Below are 16,941 nucleotides of genomic sequence, written 5' to 3'. Positions count from 1 at the left end.
GCAATACAATGCACATGGCGCGGCTAAGCGCCAAACCATGTGCGACTTAATGCCGAGCGTTCTTCCGGCCCTAGCGCTAATTCTGCAGCGGTTAAATTGTCAATCTTAGTTAGACGCGGACGCAAACCCGCTCCATTTGCCACTTGAATTCCTAAACCAGGACGGGCATTTAACTCTAACAGCATGGGTCCTTTGTAACGATCAAGCACAATATCTATACCCAAATAACCCAATTGGGTGACGTCGTAGCAACTAGCCGCAATCACTAACAAATCAGACCAGTTAGGTACAACCAACTCGCTCAGTAACTGACCCGTATCCGGGTGATGGGTAATCACCTCTCCATTTTGCACGGCATTTAGTGCCTTCCCCGTAGCGATATCCAAACCAACACCAACAGCACCTTGATGTAAATTTGCCTTACCATCGGAAGCATGCGTCGACAATCGCATCATCGCCATCACAGGATATCCTCGGCAAACGATAACGCGGATATCAGGCACACCTTCAACGGTAAAATGAGCAAAACTCGGATCAAAATGAATTAATTCTTCAATAATGACCGTGTCCGGACTTCCGCCCAAGCTGTACAAGCCCGACAAAATATTCGATACGTGACGCTGAATATCGTCTGGTGACACCGCCGCACCGCTGGATTTATAAAATCGCTGAGTGTCTTTGTCGGTAATCACCAAAATACCCTTACCGCCCGAACCTTTCGCAGGCTTAATAGCAAACCCATTATAATCAGCCACCAGCTCTCCGATACGACGTACATCATGCTGGTGCGCTATCGTTCCAATCAATGAAGGCGTATTGATACCGGCTTGCTGAGCAATAATTTTCGTCTTCAGTTTATTATCCACTAAAGGAAATAAGCGACGTGGATTGTAGCGACTGATGTAGCGACTATTTCGGCGATTAATGCCTAAAATACCGTCACGCGCTAGCTGCCAAGGAAAACGCAGACGAATCAATTTCTATTCCTAAATGATGCAAATCGTTTCAACTCTGACAGTCGATAACCCGCGTATGTGCCTAACATTAGCACTAAGGCTAAAACCACAAATTGCATACCGACAAAATTAAACATCAAATGACGAACCCATGGATCATTCATTGCGCCATAAGCGAAAACTGCAGTAAGTAAGCTGCCGCCGCCTTGAATCATTACCTCACGCCCGCCTTCTTCTTCCCAAAGAATCGACATACGTTCAATCGTCCAAGACAGAATAATCATAGGGAAGAACATAATTTTCAGGCCTTCGGTTAATCCTAACTTATAAGATAAAACGCTAAATATACTGATAATCCCGATAACAGAAATAATAACGGCCGTTATTCGTGCCACCAGCAGCAAATTTAACCGCGACAAATAACTACGAATAAATAAGCCAACAGCCACGACTAAAGAAAAGCCTATTAGCCCCGTCCCCAAAGACGTTTGCACAAATGCCAAGGCAATTAATACTGGCATAAAGGTACCTGAGGTACGAATACCCACTAAAATACGCAATATACATACAATTAAAGCACCCACAGGCAGCAGCAAAATGGTTTTGAACATGGCCTGCTCTTCTACCGGCAGACTCTGAATGGAGAAGTTAAGAAAATTTTGTTGATCAGATAAATTATTGGCAATTGAAGTAAAAGTAGACTCTTCACGGCGAATCATAGAAAAACGCACGCGTGAATCACTGGCGCCAATAACATCTAAAACCGGTGCGCCACGTTGCTCCCACAATATTTGCGGATGATTACTTAGGTTGTCGGTTCCAGCAGCATCTAAGTAAAACACTTGGCTTTCGTCACCATCCCATACGCGCAACAGCGGCGTTAAAGATTGCCGGCGGCGACCGTCCTCAAGCGCTAAAGCATAAACCACACTAGCAGGCACTTGGGTATGATTAAGAATTTCAGCAATTAACGCCGCTGGATGCCCATTAGAGTAACTGCGCAATAATTCAATATGCTGTGGCGGAGACTGCGAATTAAATCGTTTAAGTAACTCTCGGGTGAGACTGAAATTATCTGCTGATGTCGTGTAAGCCTCACTTAACACCATGCCAATTGCCGTACGATACGGCTCTGGCCAATCAGGATGACGCAAAAGCGGCGGTGGTTTCGGCGTCGCCGTAGAAGATTTGCTCTCTAATATTTCCGCCCGATAGTAAAGCTCTTGACGTCCAGCAGCACTACGAATAGTCCATTCTGCACGCGGCTCACCCTCATCAATAAAATTCAGGCCATAACCAGGTGAAGCCCCCGATTCTTGCAAAATTGTATAGCCATCCTGTGCGGATGGGCGTACCAAAGACACCGTCACCGCATCGCCGTTGGCGATAAACTCAACACGCGCTTCGACCGACCATACGGTTTGCGTTTCGCCATACATAAAAGGAACTTCATACACCCAATGGCGATGCAATATCAGCGCTATCCCTATCGCCAACAAAATAGCTATGAGCGTTATAAAAGGGACATTACGACGTTGAATCATGGTGTATTGATCACCTGTTCGGGTTCATATTTAGGGTGAGTAAACTCGATAGCGACATCCACTAAAGTTAAGTCGCGTAGAAAGCTGCGGCCTAGCAACACCGGGTAACTCATTTGAGTGCGATCCGTCAGTGTGAATTCCGTTGTTTGCATAATGCTATTGCCAAGGGCTACATCCAATTCCACCACAGGACGACGCTCGATTTCTTCGTAAGACGCCTGACGAATTTTAACTTTACGTACCATAGGCGCCTCTAAATGCAGTGGCGTTTTAGCATCTGACGCCAGCAAATCAAATGATACCCAACGGCGTCCATTACGTTCGAACTGTTGCACATTTAAGGCGTTTAAAGACGATGTTGCCGCGCCGGTATCAATACGCGCTTGAAAGTGATGACCCGGAGGATTGAGATAAATCCACTCGTTGGCACCAACAACCACCTTGTGATCGTTACCGACCTCCTTGGCGACGTTATCACATGCCCGTACCGGTGAACTGCTAGCAATGGTCGGGGTTTCGGTCAGCGCTTCGGTAGCGATAACTTCCAGCTGACTGCGCATGACGGCTAATTGCTGCTCTTGCATCGATAGCTGTGCGGACAACTGACGGAATTCCGCGGGATCGGTTGCTACAGTTGCACAAGCGCTGGCCATTTCTGCTTTTATTGCATCAATAGTGACATCACGGTGTGCCTGCGAAGGCCAATTACTACAACCTACCAGCCCTAAGCTAGCGATAACTAACGTACAACATACCCAACGGGGCATAACTGCTTACCTCACCCAAAATTGCTGCGGTATTTAATCACAAACCAAGTATCTGCCATACGTACAAATGGTCGTATTTTGCCGAATAGTCTAGCCTGCAAGGTTTTGATTCCACAAAAAAAGCTCCCGAGGGGAGCTTCGACATGCAGAGAGCAAAACCTATCCCATTTGCGACTGCAAATAATTCGGCAAACCTATCTTAGCGATCAAACCAAGCTGCTGTTCTAACCAATGCGTGTGATCATTTTCAGTGTCATCAAGAAGTACCTGTAACATCTCGCGAGTCTGATAATCCTTTACTTGCTCGCATAGCGCCATGATCTCACGAAGGTCGATAATGACCTTATATTCAAGATCCAAATCGCTTTGCAACATAGACGGCACATCACTACCCACATTCAGTGGTACACGAGTAACCATGTCGGGCTTACCACCCAAAAATAAAATACGCTCAATAATTTTTGAGGCGTGTTCTTTTTCGTCTTCAAACTCGTGATCAATGCGTTCGTACAGTTTTTTCAAACCCCAATCGTCGTACATACGGGAATGAATAAAATACTGGTCCATTGCACTTAATTCGCCCGCGAGTAACTCGTTCAATTTTTCAATAACTTGCAGATTACCTTGCATACAAATAACTCCTTACATCATGGACTGCTGGTAGTTTTCAATGCCGATCTGTGCAATCAGGCTTTGCTGGGTTTCCAGCCAGTCGAGGTATTCTTCTTCATACTCTTGAATATCTTCTAACAACTCGCGAGTAACAAAATCTTTTACCGATTCGCAATACGCAATCGCATCTTTAACAACGTCTAATTGCTCGACTATTTGATCTAAATCGCACTGCAACATTTCCGCTGTGTGCTCACCAATACGTAAACGATTTAAACGCTGTAAATTTGGTAAACCTTCAAGAAATAGAATTCGTTCAATCAAAGCATCCGCTTGCTTCATATCCTTGATTGATTTTTTGTAGGCTTTTTCATTGAGCTCTGACAACCCCCAATTTTTAAACATGCGAGCATGCAGAAAATACTGGTTGATCGACGTTAATTCGATACTCAATACCTGATTGAGCCATTCGAGTACTTTGCTATCGCCTTTCATAGAGGGCCTCATTAACTGTCGCGTCGTGGCAGCGGCCAAACTTGGCCCTGCAGGAATGATAAATCAGTGTAAAAGTCGCTTGTCGATCTTGCAAGTTAAGCACCCGAGAGCAGGGCTAGCGAATACCCGTTTCATAAGTACCGTTTGAATGAAAGCGAGCTACTTGCATGCGCTTCTTGGCGAGCATGATCGGCTCATCATCGTAGAACAAAAAGTTCTTCCAACTTTGTTTAAAGGTTCGCCAAGTTGTCTGGACTACATTGTTGATGTCGTAGCAGAAATACACCACCGTATTATCGTTCCAGTCAGAAAAGGCCTGTAGTAGCTCCGGCAGCGCCATATCGTCACTTTCCCACGCCGCTTGCCACTCGCCTTTCTCTAGCCAGATCCCGTTATGTGAAGGCCAATCATCACCGAGAAAATGAGAGGCATGCGTCGCCTCAGCACTGATATTTTGACGCCAATATTGATTAGCGAATCGCGTAGATAGTGGTTTGATATCGGCTAAGCATTCTTCCGATAACACCAACTCACGATGACGAAATATCCAACCCTGTGAATATTCCTGCAAGGTCTGATAATCCATGAAAATTCCTAAAATCTATATAATAAGCCAACGAATAAGCATCAGGATGCCACAAAAAAACCACCCGAGGGTGGCTTTTTTAGGCTGATGTGGCGATCAGTCTTTAAAAGTGTTGGTTGCGATAAATTCTTGCACCGTTGCCAAATCGGCTGGCAACACTTCTAAGCGCTCTTCACGAGTCATTAAATCCGACAAATGATGCGGCAACTTCGGCATATCGAAACCGGCACGCAACACAGCGTCTTCAAACTTAACTGGATGCGCTGTACCCAAAGTGATCATAGGGATACGTGGGTTACGACGGCATTCGCGCGCTGCTTTCACACCAATGGCCGTGTGAGGATCAAGCAAGTAGCCCGTTTCTTTGTAAACTTCTTGCATGGTTTGTACGGTCAAATCTTCACTTACCGCAAAGCTATCGAACAAGGCACGCGCCTTACCTAGCTTGTCCTCAGAGACTTCAACCGATTCAGTGCGCTTATTCATTTTGGCCATCAAGTCAGCCAAAGCTGCGCCATCGCGATCGTATAGATCAAACAACAAACGCTCGAAGTTGCTAGACACCGCGATGTCCATAGACGGCGTAATCGTGTGCTGCAACGGATGAACTTCGTACAAGTTTTGGCTCATCAAACGGTGTAATACATCGTTGCTGTTGGTCGCAATGATCAACTGCTCAATCGGCAGACCCATCTTCTTCGCCATATAGCCTGCGAAGATATCGCCAAAGTTACCGGTAGGCACCGAATACGCCATTGGACGTAAAGGACCACCCAAATTCAGACTTGAATAGAAGTAGTAAACGATCTGGGACATGATGCGCGCCCAGTTGATGCTGTTTACTGCAACCAGTTTACGCTCACCACGCAAGAACGATTGATCGCCAAAGCTGGCTTTGACCATATCTTGAGCTTGATCGAAGTTGCCTTTGATCGCGATATTGAAAATGTTATCGCCAACAACTGTCGTCATCTGACGGCGCTGCACTTCCGACACTTTGCCGTACGGATGCAGAATAAAGATATCCACATTACGGCAAGCTTTAGTACCTTCAATCGCAGCTGAGCCGGTATCACCAGACGTCGCGCCCATGATTACAACTTTTTCGTTGCGACGTTCAAGCACGTAATCCAACAAGCGACCTAACAGCTGTAAGGCAAAGTCTTTAAACGCTAACGTTGGACCATGGAACAACTCAAGTACATATTCGTTGTTATCCAACTGCTGCAATGGTGCAACCGCTTTATGACCAAATGCACCGTACACTTCGTTGATCATGGTTTGCAACGCGTCAGAATCAACACAACCCTCAACAAACGGATAAATCACTTTATGTGCTAATTCCGTGTATGGCAGGTCACGCCATGATTCGATTTCAGCCAAAGAAAACTGTGGTACTTCCTTAGGCACATACAAACCACCGTCGGTGGCTAAGCCAGTTAGCAGTACGTCTTCAAAGGTCAACTCAGGTGCGTTACCGCGGGTAGAAATGTATTTCATCATGGTCAGGAAGCCCTGCGAACATCGGTTAGCGTAAAAATGCGCGTAGTTTACAGGTTTTGAATTTATTGCGCACCCGCGATTAGTGAGCGACTACTCCTAACGCTTCAGCCGTTTCATCAAGTAAAGAACGGTCGGCGCTGATGCATTGGTAGTAAACCTCCGAAGATACCTTGCCGTCGTATTCAACGTCTAAGTAGAGATACTCTTCGTCGAACGGTGGCAGGTTTAACAAGGTCAGCATGGTATCAATGAGCGCAACACGATTTTCATCGCCGTCTTCGTAACCGCCTTGATAGAACACATCATCGACGCAGGAAGCGATGGTTTGGATTTTTAAGATCTCCAAGTCCGATGGCTGTGCATGAGCAATCGCACCAACAGATAGAAGCATTAAGACAAATAAAGGCCGAATACGCATAGATACCAGTCATAAAAGTAAGGTTATGCGGAGATTAACAGCACCATTTCCTATCAGGCCAGTATTGGTGTGTTACAAGGTGTAACTACTTTGCTCAACTCCTTGCAGCTAAAGCTGGCTCAATAACTCCGGCGAATAATCTTCGATACTCACATTCAGCCCTAGACGCTCAATCTGCTCATCCAAAGCGACAATCTGCTCGTTCAACTCAGGCATGGTCAAAGTATTATCTTCCAGCTGATACAAGTGCGCCGACGCATGCAAACTGAAATAGCGGATACGCACCGCAATAGGATTATCCTCCACCAACGCCGCATCCACTTTTTTAGACGACCGATAAATCTTATTTAAAGCCTGCTTTAAGCGCCAAGCATAAACAACTTCCGCCATATATGGATGATTGCGGTAGTGATACAGGGCAAAGGTCACGATAGCCGCAGCCGTCGCCACCCCCGCCGCATTAAGCATAAAGCTTGATTCGCCGCCGATCAGAAGATAACGGTATAACTCAGCTAGGGCTAACGATAGCCCGAATAATGCGATTACTAAGCCTGCCTGCACACGATTAAGGCGTTGCTTATATTGCTGCTTATCTATCTTTTGTAATTTCATAGTTCCACTCTTTAACGTTCCGCAGTGTCACGGCTAAACCCTGCGCAGCATAACCAGCCCTATGCCCTATGCCTACTACTGATGAAGAAACTACCGACGAAGCCGGTATTAACCTACGCTTTTGCTAGTTTTTAGAACAGTGTCTGCAAGAAACCCTATCAAAATGGCACATATCACTCCTAAAATGCATTAAACGCCGCGCTATGCTAACGGCTTACTTAAACCACCTAATTTCGCTACGTAATGGAGCTAACATGACGCAAGCCCTTTCCAACGCTGCTTTGTTTCAGCCTATCGAACTAGGCCCACTTTCGTTGCGCAATCGCATCGTAATGGCTCCGATGACTCGCACCTTTTCACCGGGCAACGTACCTAACGATTTAAACGTCGCCTACTACGAACGCCGCGCAGAGAATGAAGTCGGTTTAATCATTACCGAAGGCACCTGCATTGGTCATAAAGCGGCTAACGGATATGCACGAGTGCCTTTTATTTATGGCGAAGAAGCCCTCGCCGGATGGAAAAAAGTCGTTGATGCCGTGCACGCCAAAGGCGGAAAAATAGCACCACAACTCTGGCACGTAGGCTCCATTCGCAAAGAAGGCGTCGAGCCTGATGTATCCGTTCCTGGTTACAGCCCTTCTGGTTTAGTTCGCCCGGGCAAAGAAGGCGGCATCGCCATGACTAAGCAAGACATTGACGACGTCGTCGAAGCCTTTGCACAAGCGGCAGCAGACTCACAACGCATTGGCTTTGATGCAATTGAAGTTCACGGCGCACACGGTTATTTAGTCGATCAATTCTTCTGGGAAGGCACTAATCAGCGCGAAGATGAATACGGCGGCGATTTAGTTGCACGTACACGTTTCGCTTGCGAAATCGTATCAGCCATTCGCGAACGCGTCGGCCCAGACTTCCCCATCATCTTCCGTTTTTCACAATGGAAGCAGCAAGATTACTCTGCGCGCCTAGCAAATACGCCAGAAGAACTGGATGCCTTCTTAAAGCCATTGGTCAATGCCGGTGTTGATATCTTCCATTGCTCAACCCGTCGTTTTTGGGAACCTGAATTCGAAGGCTCGGATTTAAACCTCGCAGGCTGGACCAAAAAATTAACCGGTAAGCCAGTCATTACCGTTGGTAGCGTTGGCTTAACCGCCAGCTTTATCGATGAAGAAAAACACGACATGGTCGATGCATCAGGCGTTGCGACGGCATCATTTACTGAATTAGAACAACGCATGAATAACGATGAATTTGAACTGGTCGGAATTGGCCGTGCATTACTGCAAGACCCTGAGTGGGTTATTAAAATTCGCGAAGGTCGCTACGACGAGTTAGAAGACTACAGCAAGCAATCGTTGATGCAGTTAGTGTAATTTTTAAATTACCCTAATTAAATTAAAACCGGCGTAAGCCGGTTTTTTTATTGTATTCCTACTTATTGACGTTCACACCAACTACTTATACAACACCATCTGTAAAGCAATATTAAGAAAAGAACAGCTTTGTAAAATTCCATCTGCAAGCAACAACTCTCCCGATTCTATCTGTCTAAAATAGCAATTCCATCAAGACAAACGGAAATAGAGGAGACTCATCATGAGCGAATCAATACAGCCAAACAACCTGAAAAATAGTCTGATTGGTATCGGATTTATTGCGCTTGCTGCTCTCGGCTATTACAACTGGGACTTGCATAGCAAAGTTGCAGCACTAGAAAATCAGATATCGACGCCTGCGCACAGCGTTCCTGTGCAGATATCGGGGCAACCGCTTAGCCAAGCGTCTCCCGCTACTGGACACACAACCAACAACCTAGGACAAACAATAACGAATAGCATGCCTGACCCTTTTCAAACGCTACTGGCTATGAGACAAAACCCGGATGAAATGATTCGCCAAATGCAGCAACAAATGCAGAATATGGACATGGCGATGAACCAATTCATGTCTGGAAATCAAGGGCAAATCCAACAGGCAAGTTCTACGTCATTCGGCCAACCAGATATTAAAGTAACGGACGAAAAAAACGCCTATGAAGTGGTGATTGATGTACCTAAAGATTCCAACGTACAGGTAAACACCTCGTTAGATGGAGGACATCAGTTTACAGTGAATGGCACAGTCAAAAACGAGCTGAAAAATGACAACGAATACGTCAATTCGGTCAGCCAGTTCTCACGCTCTATGTATCTTAGCGATGCTGTGAAACAAGATGGAATTAAGACACAAAACAAAGGCAATCAAATCGTAATTACCCTGCCGAAAGTTTGATGGATTTTAAATGCTTAGGCGACCGAGCTACGGTCGCCTAATACAAGACACACCTAACACTTATAAGCTGTTGCAGATCAACCACCCATTTTACCAATACAGTAATTGAGATAAGCGGACTCTTCTTTGTACCGAAACTTAATCATCCTTAAACATCTGCTCACCATTCGGCACCGCAAACATATCCTCATACCGTAACCCCGCTCGCGCGAACCTATCTCTGATAATGCAAACCATCGGTGCAACCAGTGCCGCATCTTTGCTGACCAGTTGATACTCGACAATTTCATATAACGAATCAAAAGACCGATAGATCAGATGCAATTCCTCATGCAAGGATAAAACGTCATCCAACGCTGCCGGACGCTGTGGTAAATCGACATCTGTCATTTCCATGCTCCAGTAGTGAAAGGTAATAGCGAGCCACCTGGGGCAACCATCACCGTATATTGATCAACACATCATTGGCCATATCACCAGCCAAACACTCGCTTCAAGGCAAATGCTAGATTGCTTTTTTTGCATCAAAGACGATGAACCAACCATAGCTTGACATCCAACCATAATCAAACGATTATTTCTGCATCATTAACTATGAACTGGAATAGATTTGAAACTAAAACAGATCGCAACCATCAACGCAGGCTATCCGTTTCGGGGGAAAATCCCTGAAGTTAGCGATTCGTCCGTGGTTGCGGTGCAAATGAAAGATGTTTCGCTGGCAGAAGGCATTCGCTGGTCTGCTTGCCAAAAAACTGAGTTAACCGGCAAACGTCCTCCCGACTACCTCACCACCGGTGATATTTTAGTGGCCGCACGCGGTAACCATAACTACGCCATACCGATAGACTCAGCACTGGCCACCACCAACAAACAAGCCGTCGCCGCCCCACATTTCTTTGTCGTGCGCTTAAAAAGCCAAAATGAGAAGAAACAGGGCATACTGCCTGAATTCATTGCTTGGTTGCTGAACCAAATACCCGCTCAACGCTATTTCGAACAAAATGCTGAGGGTACACTAACCAAAAGTATTCGCCGTAGCGTGCTAGAAGAGGCTCCCATCGTTGTTCCGCCACTAGCCAAACAACGCACCATTGTTGCGATGGCGAACACCCTCCGCGAAGAACAACGATTAATGCAGCAGCTGATCAACAACAACGAGCTGATGATGAGAACAATAGCCAGAGACCTACACCTGAATCGCCGCCACTAAGTCACCGATACAGGTAAACAAAACAAAACTGGTCAACCAACGACTTGGCCCTAATAAAAGAACACAACGGATAAACGACACAGTCATGAGCGCTAACAGCAAAATCAATCAAGACGCCATCAACAAAGCCCTATGGAATGCCTGCGATACCTTCCGCGGCACCATCAGCGCCGACACCTACAAAGACTTCATCCTGACCATGCTATTTCTTAAGTACATCTCCGATGTATGGCAGGATCACTACGACGGCTACAAAGCAGAATACGGCGACGAGCCAGAACTCATTACCGAAATGCTAAAAAACGAACGTTTTGTACTGCCACCCCAAGCCAGTTTTTATGCCCTGCACGAGCGTCGGCACGAACCCGGCAACGGCGAACGTATCGACCAAGCCCTGCACGCCATCGAAGAAGCCAACGGCACCAAACTCAAAGACGCCGGAAAAAGCGTGTTCCAAGACATCAGCTTTAACACCGACAAACTGGGTGAAGAAAAGCAGAAAAACACCATACTGCGGCACCTAATTGAAGACTTTGCCAAACCCGAACTCAACCTCAAGCCCAGCCGTGTCGGCACGCTGGATGTCATCGGTAACGCCTACGAATACCTGATTAAAAACTTCGCCGCCAGCGGCGGACAAAAAGCCGGAGAGTTTTATACCCCGCCAGAAGTCTCGGATTTAATCGCCGAATTATTAGACCCACGCCCCGGCGACAGCATTTGCGATCCGGCCTGTGGCTCCGCCTCGTTATTAATGAAATGCGGCAGCAAAGTTCGCAAAAATCACGACAGTAAAAACTATGCCCTCTACGGCCAAGAAGCCATTGGCTCTACATGGTCACTGGCCAAAATGAACATGTTTTTGCACGGCGAAGACAACCATAAAATCGAATGGGGCGACACCATTCGTAACCCTAAATTGCTGGATAAAAACGGCGACTTAATGCTGTTCGATATCGTGACCGCCAACCCACCCTTTAGCCTAGATAAATGGGGGCACGACGAGGCCGATAACGATAAATTCAGCCGCTTTCGCCGCGGAGTACCACCCAAAACCAAAGGCGACTACGCCTTTATTTTGCACATGATCGAAACCTTAAAACCGAAAACGGGCCGCATGGGTGTGGTAGTGCCGCACGGCGTATTATTCCGTGGTTCGAGCGAAGGCAAAATTCGCCAACAACTCATCGACGAAAACCTGCTCGATGCCGTGATCGGCCTGCCCGAAAAACTGTTTTACGGCACCGGCATACCCGCCGCGATTTTAATTTTTAGCAAAGACAAATCCGACGATTCCGTGATGTTTATTGATGCATCACGCGAATTTAAAGCCGGTAAAAACCAAAACCTACTCAGCGAAGACAACATCAATAAAATTGTTGCCACCTATCGCAACGGTAACGACGTCGATAAATACGCCTACGTCGCCAGCCTGAATGAAATAAAAGAAAACGACTACAACCTCAATATCCCGCGCTACGTCGATACCTTTGAAGAAGAGGAAGAAATCGACCTGATGGCCTTACGCGCCGAGCGACTAAAACTTAAAGATCAACTAGCCGAGCTAGAAAGCGAGATGGCCAAGTATCTGGAGGAGTTGGGTTATGAATAACCCCGCTGAAACCGACCCGCTGTACCACAGTATCCGCGAACTGATACAACAAGCGCGCCAGCAGGTACAACGCCAGATTAACAGCACTATGGTGCATATCTACTGGCACATTGGCCAGCTGATTATCGAGCACGAACAGCAAGGTGAGCAGCGCGCTGCCTATGGCAAACAACAGCTGCAACAACTGTCCAGCCGCCTGACCGGTGAGTTTGGCAAAGGCTTTGACGTAACCAACCTGCGCAATATGCGCCGGTTTTATCAGGCCTTTCCAATTCGGGAGACAGTGTCTCCCGAATTGAGCTGGTCGCATTACAACCAACTAGCCCGCTTGGAAAACCCGGCCGCCCGGCAGTGGTATCAACAAGAAGCCATTCAGCAGCACTGGAGTGTACGCGCCCTGGAACGCCAGATCGGCACCCTCTACTATGAACGGCTGCTATCCAGCCAGAACAAAGCCCCGGTTGAAGCAGAAGCCCAGGCTAACACCCGCGCACTTGCCGTAAACCCCAAAGACTATCTGCGCGACCCCTACATACTCGATTTTCTGAATCTGGAATCGGGCAGCTATCAGGAAGCCGATCTGGAAGGCGGCATTATTCACAACCTGCAACAGTTCCTGCTGGAAATGGGCAAAGGCTTTGCCTTTGTTGAACGCCAGCAACGCATCCGTACCGACGATGGCGACTATTACATCGACTTAGTGTTTTACAACTACCTGCTTAAATGCTTTGTGCTGATCGACCTAAAACTGAACAAACTCAACCATCAGGACGTGGGCCAGATGGACATGTACGTTCGGCTGTACGAAGAACAAAAACGCAACCCCGACGACAACCCCACCATCGGTTTAATTCTGTGCAGCGAACACAACCACACAGTGGCGCAGTATTCGGTACTCAAAGACAGCCAACAGCTGTTTGCTTCGCGTTACCTCACTGTTTTACCCAGCGAAGAGGAACTGCAGCGCGAATTGGAACGGGGGCGGTGCAAAATTGAACAGCAGATTAAGGAACAGCGGGGGAAGTACCATGAGTAGGGTATTGAGTGAGAGCACCGTGGCAAGGCCGGTGTGGTCAGTGGCAACCGTAGTATCGCCGAAAACCGAGATGGCTAAGTATCTGGAGGAGCTGGGTTATGGTGCCTAAGGGGTGGTCGAAAGTCAGACTTGGCTCTGTCGCAGAATTGCAACGTGGATTTGACCTGCCAAGCAGCCAAAGGATTGATGGGAGCGTTCCAATAGTGTCATCTGGCGGTGTTACTGGTTATCACTCTGAAGCCAAATCTAAAGCACCTGGCGTTGTAACAGGACGATATGGTTCTATTGGTGATGTGTTCTACTTGGAAGAAGATTACTGGCCCCTCAATACCTCTCTATGGGTTAAAGATTTTCATGGAAATCATGAGAAATTTGTTTATTACTTATTGTGTAATTTTGACTTTAAAAAATTCAGTGATAAAACAGGCGTACCCGGTGTCAATCGAAATGACCTCCATGCCGTAAGAGTTAAACTTCCCGCCATCCCAGAACAAAAGAAAATCGCTCAAATCCTCTCCACTTGGGATAAGGCCATCACCACCACCGAACAACTACTCGCCAACAGCCAACAGCAGAAAAAAGCCCTGATGCAACAACTGCTCACCGGCAAAAAACGCCTGCTGGATGAAAATGGGGTTAGGTTTAGTGGAGAGTTCAAGCGCTTCCACTTCTCAGATTTACTTAATATTGATCAAAAGAGTCTAGGGGCAAAAACTGATCCAGATTTGAAATTCGATTACATATCCCTTTCTGACGTTGGAACAGGAACAATCTCTCGTGCTATTGAAAGACATACCTTTAAAACATCTCCCAGTCGAGCAAGAAGAATAGTTTCGTCTGGAGATATTTTACTTGCAACGGTTCGTCCAAATCTTCAAGGTTTTGCGAAAGTAAAAGAGCAACATAAACATTGCATTGCATCTACTGGGTTTGCAGTCCTGAGTCCAAAAAAAGGGACGTGCAATGACTACATCTATCACTATTTGTTTGGTTCTCATATAACAGGCCAAATCAATGCACTTGTGGTTGGTACAAACTACCCAGCAATTAATTCGTCAGATGTTTCAGGGTTGTGTATTTACTGTCCTAATTATGAAGAACAAGTCCAAATTGCAAAAGTACTCAATAGTAGTGATGAATTGGTATACGCTCTGCAACAAAAGCTTGATGCTTTAAAACAAGAGAAAAAAGCACTGATGCAGCAGCTATTAACTGGCAAGCGCCGGGTTAAAATTCAGTAACAGGGAGATTAATAGTTTATGCACGAATTCACTGCTGAAGAGTTACTGGAACAGCTGCAATTGCTAGACGAATGTCCACGCATAGAAGCCAAACGGGGGACTGAAATTGGCAGTTCGGTGATGCAAACCGTCTGTGCACTTGCTAATGAGCTTGGGCTGGGCGGTGGCTATATTTTACTGGGGGTATCAGAACCAGATGATCAGCAGAATCAGTTTTTCGTTTCGGGGGTAACCAACACCGATCAGCTACTAAATACTCTGCACACTAACTGTCGTGAGCAATTTGAGCACAGTATTCCAGTGTCGGCAGAAACCGTGCTTTTACAGGGTAAAACTGTGATTGTGGTGTTTGTGCCTGAACTGGAACCCGCCGCGAAGCCCTGTACCTTCAAAGGTAAATTCGACAGCAAAAATAAACGTAAAACCGGTGTATGGCGGCGTGGTCTTAACGGCGACTATGAATGCACCCAGATTGAGCTAGAACCTTTGCTTCTCGCCAAGAGTGGCCTTGGCTTTGAACAGGTGATTCTGCCGGATGCCGAATGGAGTGATCTTGATCCGGATGTCATCGCTCTTTATCGCCAATTACGTGCCCGAGTTCGTCCTCATGCGGAAGAATTACAGGCGAGTGACCAAGAAATGCTGCGAGCGCTGAATCTGGTCAAAAAACAGAACGGTGAATGGCTTCCGAATGTGGCTGGATTGCTGCTGATGGGTAAACCTCTGGCCTTACGGCGCCTGTTGCCCTCAGTTCGTGTAGATTACGTGCGTATCAGTGGTACCCAATGGGTTGAAGATCCTGAGCAGCGCTTCCAGACCACATTAGATTTGCGAGAGCCATTGCTAAGGCTGATTACCAAACTGGAAGCCACCATTCTAGATGATTTACCAAAACATTTTCGCCTTGAGGAAGGCAGCACCCAACGCAGCGACCAGCCACTGCTGCCACAAAAGGTGGTTCGGGAGGCGGTAGTGAACGCATTGATGCACAGAGACTATCATGTGCAGCAGCCGATTCTAGTGGTGCGTTACAGTAACCGGATTGATATTCGCAATGCTGGGTACTCCCTAAAACCAGAAACAATGCTGGGCGAGATGGGCTCCAAATTGCGTAATCCCGTATTGGCTGCGGTATTGTACGACCTGAACTTTGCCGAAACCAAGGGCTCGGGTATTCGAACTATGCGCAACTTACTTGAGCAGATTGGCTTAACAGCTCCTGTATTTGCTAATCATGTGATTGCCAATGAGTTTCAGGCAACCTACTTGCTACATCAACTATTAGGTCGAGATCAGCTGGCTTGGCTCAGTCAATTCAAACACTTGCAGCTGACCAACGATGAAGCCCGAGCTCTGATCCTAGCAAAAGAAACTGGTGCGGTAGACAATGCAGGATTACTCGCAGTTACCGGACTTGATACGCTATCAGCGAGCCAAGTTTTGGGGCGCTTGCATCACCAGCATGGTTTGCTAGTTAAAGGTGGCGCCGGCCCGGCAACCTATTATCAGTTGGCAGACTGGTCAGAAAATCAGGGGGAGCTACCTCTGTTTGGTAGCCAGAAATCGGCAAATACGGGTGACCTAAGTACAAATACGGGTGACCTAAGTACAAATACGGGTGACCTCGACGGAAATCGAAGTCACTTACCTAAACTGTTGGAACAACGAATCCGTGAACTCACCCCTAAAGCACGCCAAGGTCAGCTATGGCCTGTGATCGTATGGTTGTGTGCCCTGCACCCTTACAAAGCAGAACAGATAGCCAGCCTTCTTGGTGGACGATCCGACAAATCGCTCAAGAGTTCACACCTAAATACCCTGCGTGAACAAAAACAGCTGATTGCCTATCGCTACCCTGAAGTTATTAACCATCCGGATCAGGCATATCAGGCGACAGAGAAGGGGTTGCAATGGCTGAAAGATCAGGGAATTCATCCTTCAAAAGAGAAGTATTGATGATGAACACTGATCCAGTCGCAAAACTTCATGAAGAATACAGTGCCAAGCATCCGGTACTGGCGTTGCCAAAAGCTAATCTGGGTGGCGGAAAATAAAATGCTTAAGCGAAC

Annotated in this window: 17 protein-coding genes; 7 read left to right on the top strand and 10 right to left on the bottom strand. The window is 46.8% G+C overall.

The window, feature by feature from the left end:
* Positions 1-23: 23 nt before the first annotated feature.
* The 9 genes from TOL_RS04810 to TOL_RS04770 all read right to left on the bottom strand — a co-directional run bounded on the left by TOL_RS04810 (position 24) and on the right by TOL_RS04770 (position 7,493).
* Positions 24-977: an alpha-L-glutamate ligase-like protein gene (locus TOL_RS04810; protein ID WP_015486169.1), complete on the bottom strand. Its 954-nt coding sequence runs from the start codon at positions 975-977 to the stop codon at positions 24-26.
* A complete protein-coding gene (locus TOL_RS04805; RefSeq protein ID WP_015486168.1) occupies positions 974-2,500 on the bottom strand; it encodes an inactive transglutaminase family protein in 1,527 nt (508 codons plus the stop codon). Before TOL_RS04805 ends, TOL_RS04810 begins: the two co-directional genes overlap by 4 nt.
* A complete protein-coding gene (locus tag TOL_RS04800; protein ID WP_015486167.1) occupies positions 2,497-3,267 on the bottom strand; it encodes an ATP-dependent zinc protease family protein in 771 nt (256 codons plus the stop codon). Before TOL_RS04800 ends, TOL_RS04805 begins: the two co-directional genes overlap by 4 nt.
* A 159-nt stretch (positions 3,268-3,426) precedes the next feature.
* Positions 3,427-3,897: a bacterioferritin gene (gene bfr, locus TOL_RS04795; RefSeq protein ID WP_015486166.1), complete on the bottom strand. Its 471-nt coding sequence runs from the start codon at positions 3,895-3,897 to the stop codon at positions 3,427-3,429.
* 12 nt (positions 3,898-3,909) lie between these two features.
* Complete coding sequence (bfr, locus tag TOL_RS04790) at positions 3,910-4,374, bottom strand: bacterioferritin (protein WP_015486165.1); 465 nt, start codon at positions 4,372-4,374, stop codon at positions 3,910-3,912.
* Between the two features lie 115 nt (positions 4,375-4,489).
* The gene (locus tag TOL_RS04785; RefSeq protein WP_015486164.1) at positions 4,490-4,960 is read right to left on the bottom strand and encodes a DUF2947 domain-containing protein; all 471 of its coding nucleotides are present in this window, start codon (positions 4,958-4,960) and stop codon (positions 4,490-4,492) included.
* Between the two features lie 96 nt (positions 4,961-5,056).
* Positions 5,057-6,460: a threonine synthase gene (gene thrC / locus TOL_RS04780; RefSeq protein WP_041588708.1), complete on the bottom strand. Its 1,404-nt coding sequence runs from the start codon at positions 6,458-6,460 to the stop codon at positions 5,057-5,059.
* A gap of 82 nt (positions 6,461-6,542) precedes the next feature.
* Positions 6,543-6,881, bottom strand: coding sequence for a hypothetical protein (locus TOL_RS04775; RefSeq protein ID WP_015486162.1), 339 nt, complete (start codon positions 6,879-6,881; stop codon positions 6,543-6,545).
* 108 nt (positions 6,882-6,989) lie between these two features.
* Positions 6,990-7,493 carry a DUF3087 family protein gene (locus tag TOL_RS04770; RefSeq protein WP_015486161.1) on the bottom strand — a complete coding sequence of 168 codons (504 nt, stop codon included), beginning with the start codon at positions 7,491-7,493 and terminating at the stop codon, positions 6,990-6,992.
* Between the two features lie 254 nt (positions 7,494-7,747).
* On the opposite strand from TOL_RS04770, the gene TOL_RS04765 reads away from it, so the two are divergent.
* Together TOL_RS04765 and TOL_RS04760 are read left to right on the top strand one after the other, a co-directional pair.
* Positions 7,748-8,872, top strand: coding sequence for an NADH:flavin oxidoreductase (locus TOL_RS04765; RefSeq protein WP_015486160.1), 1,125 nt, complete (start codon positions 7,748-7,750; stop codon positions 8,870-8,872).
* A gap of 223 nt (positions 8,873-9,095) precedes the next feature.
* The gene (locus TOL_RS04760; protein ID WP_015486159.1) at positions 9,096-9,770 is read left to right on the top strand and encodes an Hsp20/alpha crystallin family protein; all 675 of its coding nucleotides are present in this window, start codon (positions 9,096-9,098) and stop codon (positions 9,768-9,770) included.
* A gap of 138 nt (positions 9,771-9,908) precedes the next feature.
* Here TOL_RS04760 and TOL_RS04755 read toward each other — a convergent pair whose 3' ends face one another.
* Positions 9,909-10,160: a hypothetical protein gene (locus TOL_RS04755; protein ID WP_015486158.1), complete on the bottom strand. Its 252-nt coding sequence runs from the start codon at positions 10,158-10,160 to the stop codon at positions 9,909-9,911.
* A gap of 220 nt (positions 10,161-10,380) precedes the next feature.
* Here TOL_RS04755 and TOL_RS04750 point away from each other — a divergent pair, with 220 nt between their 5' ends.
* The 5 genes from TOL_RS04750 to TOL_RS04730 all read left to right on the top strand — a co-directional run bounded on the left by TOL_RS04750 (position 10,381) and on the right by TOL_RS04730 (position 16,828).
* A complete protein-coding gene (locus tag TOL_RS04750; protein ID WP_015486157.1) occupies positions 10,381-10,983 on the top strand; it encodes a restriction endonuclease subunit S in 603 nt (200 codons plus the stop codon).
* A gap of 85 nt (positions 10,984-11,068) precedes the next feature.
* Positions 11,069-12,595: a type I restriction-modification system subunit M gene (locus TOL_RS04745; protein ID WP_015486156.1), complete on the top strand. Its 1,527-nt coding sequence runs from the start codon at positions 11,069-11,071 to the stop codon at positions 12,593-12,595.
* Complete coding sequence (locus TOL_RS04740) at positions 12,588-13,631, top strand: PDDEXK nuclease domain-containing protein (RefSeq protein ID WP_015486155.1); 1,044 nt, start codon at positions 12,588-12,590, stop codon at positions 13,629-13,631. Before TOL_RS04745 ends, TOL_RS04740 begins: the two co-directional genes overlap by 8 nt.
* Positions 13,632-13,729: 98 nt before the next feature.
* Positions 13,730-14,872: a restriction endonuclease subunit S gene (locus TOL_RS04735; RefSeq protein ID WP_015486154.1), complete on the top strand. Its 1,143-nt coding sequence runs from the start codon at positions 13,730-13,732 to the stop codon at positions 14,870-14,872.
* Between the two features lie 18 nt (positions 14,873-14,890).
* Positions 14,891-16,828 (top strand): ATP-binding protein, encoded by a 1,938-nt coding sequence (locus TOL_RS04730; protein WP_015486153.1) that lies wholly within the window; start codon positions 14,891-14,893, stop codon positions 16,826-16,828.
* Positions 16,829-16,941: the final 113 nt, after the last annotated feature.

The organism is Thalassolituus oleivorans MIL-1 (genome assembly GCF_000355675.1).
Classification (GTDB): domain Bacteria; phylum Pseudomonadota; class Gammaproteobacteria; order Pseudomonadales; family Oceanobacteraceae; genus Thalassolituus; species Thalassolituus oleivorans.
The sequence above is the reverse complement of the archived record's forward strand: the minus strand, read 5'-3'. Positions and strand labels throughout refer to the sequence as shown.

What these genes read in the sequence shown, in the direction of transcription:
- TOL_RS04785 (WP_015486164.1), bottom strand. Translation starts at nt 4,960, where the DNA reads ATGGATTATCAGACCTTGCAGGAATATTCACAGGGTTGGATATTTCGT.
- TOL_RS04740 (WP_015486155.1), top strand. Translation starts at nt 12,588, where the DNA reads ATGAATAACCCCGCTGAAACCGACCCGCTGTACCACAGTATCCGCGAA.
- bfr (WP_015486165.1), bottom strand. Translation starts at nt 4,374, where the DNA reads ATGAAAGGCGATAGCAAAGTACTCGAATGGCTCAATCAGGTATTGAGT.
- TOL_RS04805 (WP_015486168.1), bottom strand. Translation starts at nt 2,500, where the DNA reads ATGATTCAACGTCGTAATGTCCCTTTTATAACGCTCATAGCTATTTTG.
- TOL_RS04735 (WP_015486154.1), top strand. Translation starts at nt 13,730, where the DNA reads ATGGTGCCTAAGGGGTGGTCGAAAGTCAGACTTGGCTCTGTCGCAGAA.
- TOL_RS04730 (WP_015486153.1), top strand. Translation starts at nt 14,891, where the DNA reads ATGCACGAATTCACTGCTGAAGAGTTACTGGAACAGCTGCAATTGCTA.
- thrC (WP_041588708.1), bottom strand. Translation starts at nt 6,460, where the DNA reads ATGAAATACATTTCTACCCGCGGTAACGCACCTGAGTTGACCTTTGAA.
- bfr (WP_015486166.1), bottom strand. Translation starts at nt 3,897, where the DNA reads ATGCAAGGTAATCTGCAAGTTATTGAAAAATTGAACGAGTTACTCGCG.
- TOL_RS04775 (WP_015486162.1), bottom strand. Translation starts at nt 6,881, where the DNA reads ATGCGTATTCGGCCTTTATTTGTCTTAATGCTTCTATCTGTTGGTGCG.
- TOL_RS04755 (WP_015486158.1), bottom strand. Translation starts at nt 10,160, where the DNA reads ATGACAGATGTCGATTTACCACAGCGTCCGGCAGCGTTGGATGACGTT.
- TOL_RS04760 (WP_015486159.1), top strand. Translation starts at nt 9,096, where the DNA reads ATGAGCGAATCAATACAGCCAAACAACCTGAAAAATAGTCTGATTGGT.
- TOL_RS04745 (WP_015486156.1), top strand. Translation starts at nt 11,069, where the DNA reads ATGAGCGCTAACAGCAAAATCAATCAAGACGCCATCAACAAAGCCCTA.
- TOL_RS04800 (WP_015486167.1), bottom strand. Translation starts at nt 3,267, where the DNA reads ATGCCCCGTTGGGTATGTTGTACGTTAGTTATCGCTAGCTTAGGGCTG.
- TOL_RS04765 (WP_015486160.1), top strand. Translation starts at nt 7,748, where the DNA reads ATGACGCAAGCCCTTTCCAACGCTGCTTTGTTTCAGCCTATCGAACTA.
- TOL_RS04770 (WP_015486161.1), bottom strand. Translation starts at nt 7,493, where the DNA reads ATGAAATTACAAAAGATAGATAAGCAGCAATATAAGCAACGCCTTAAT.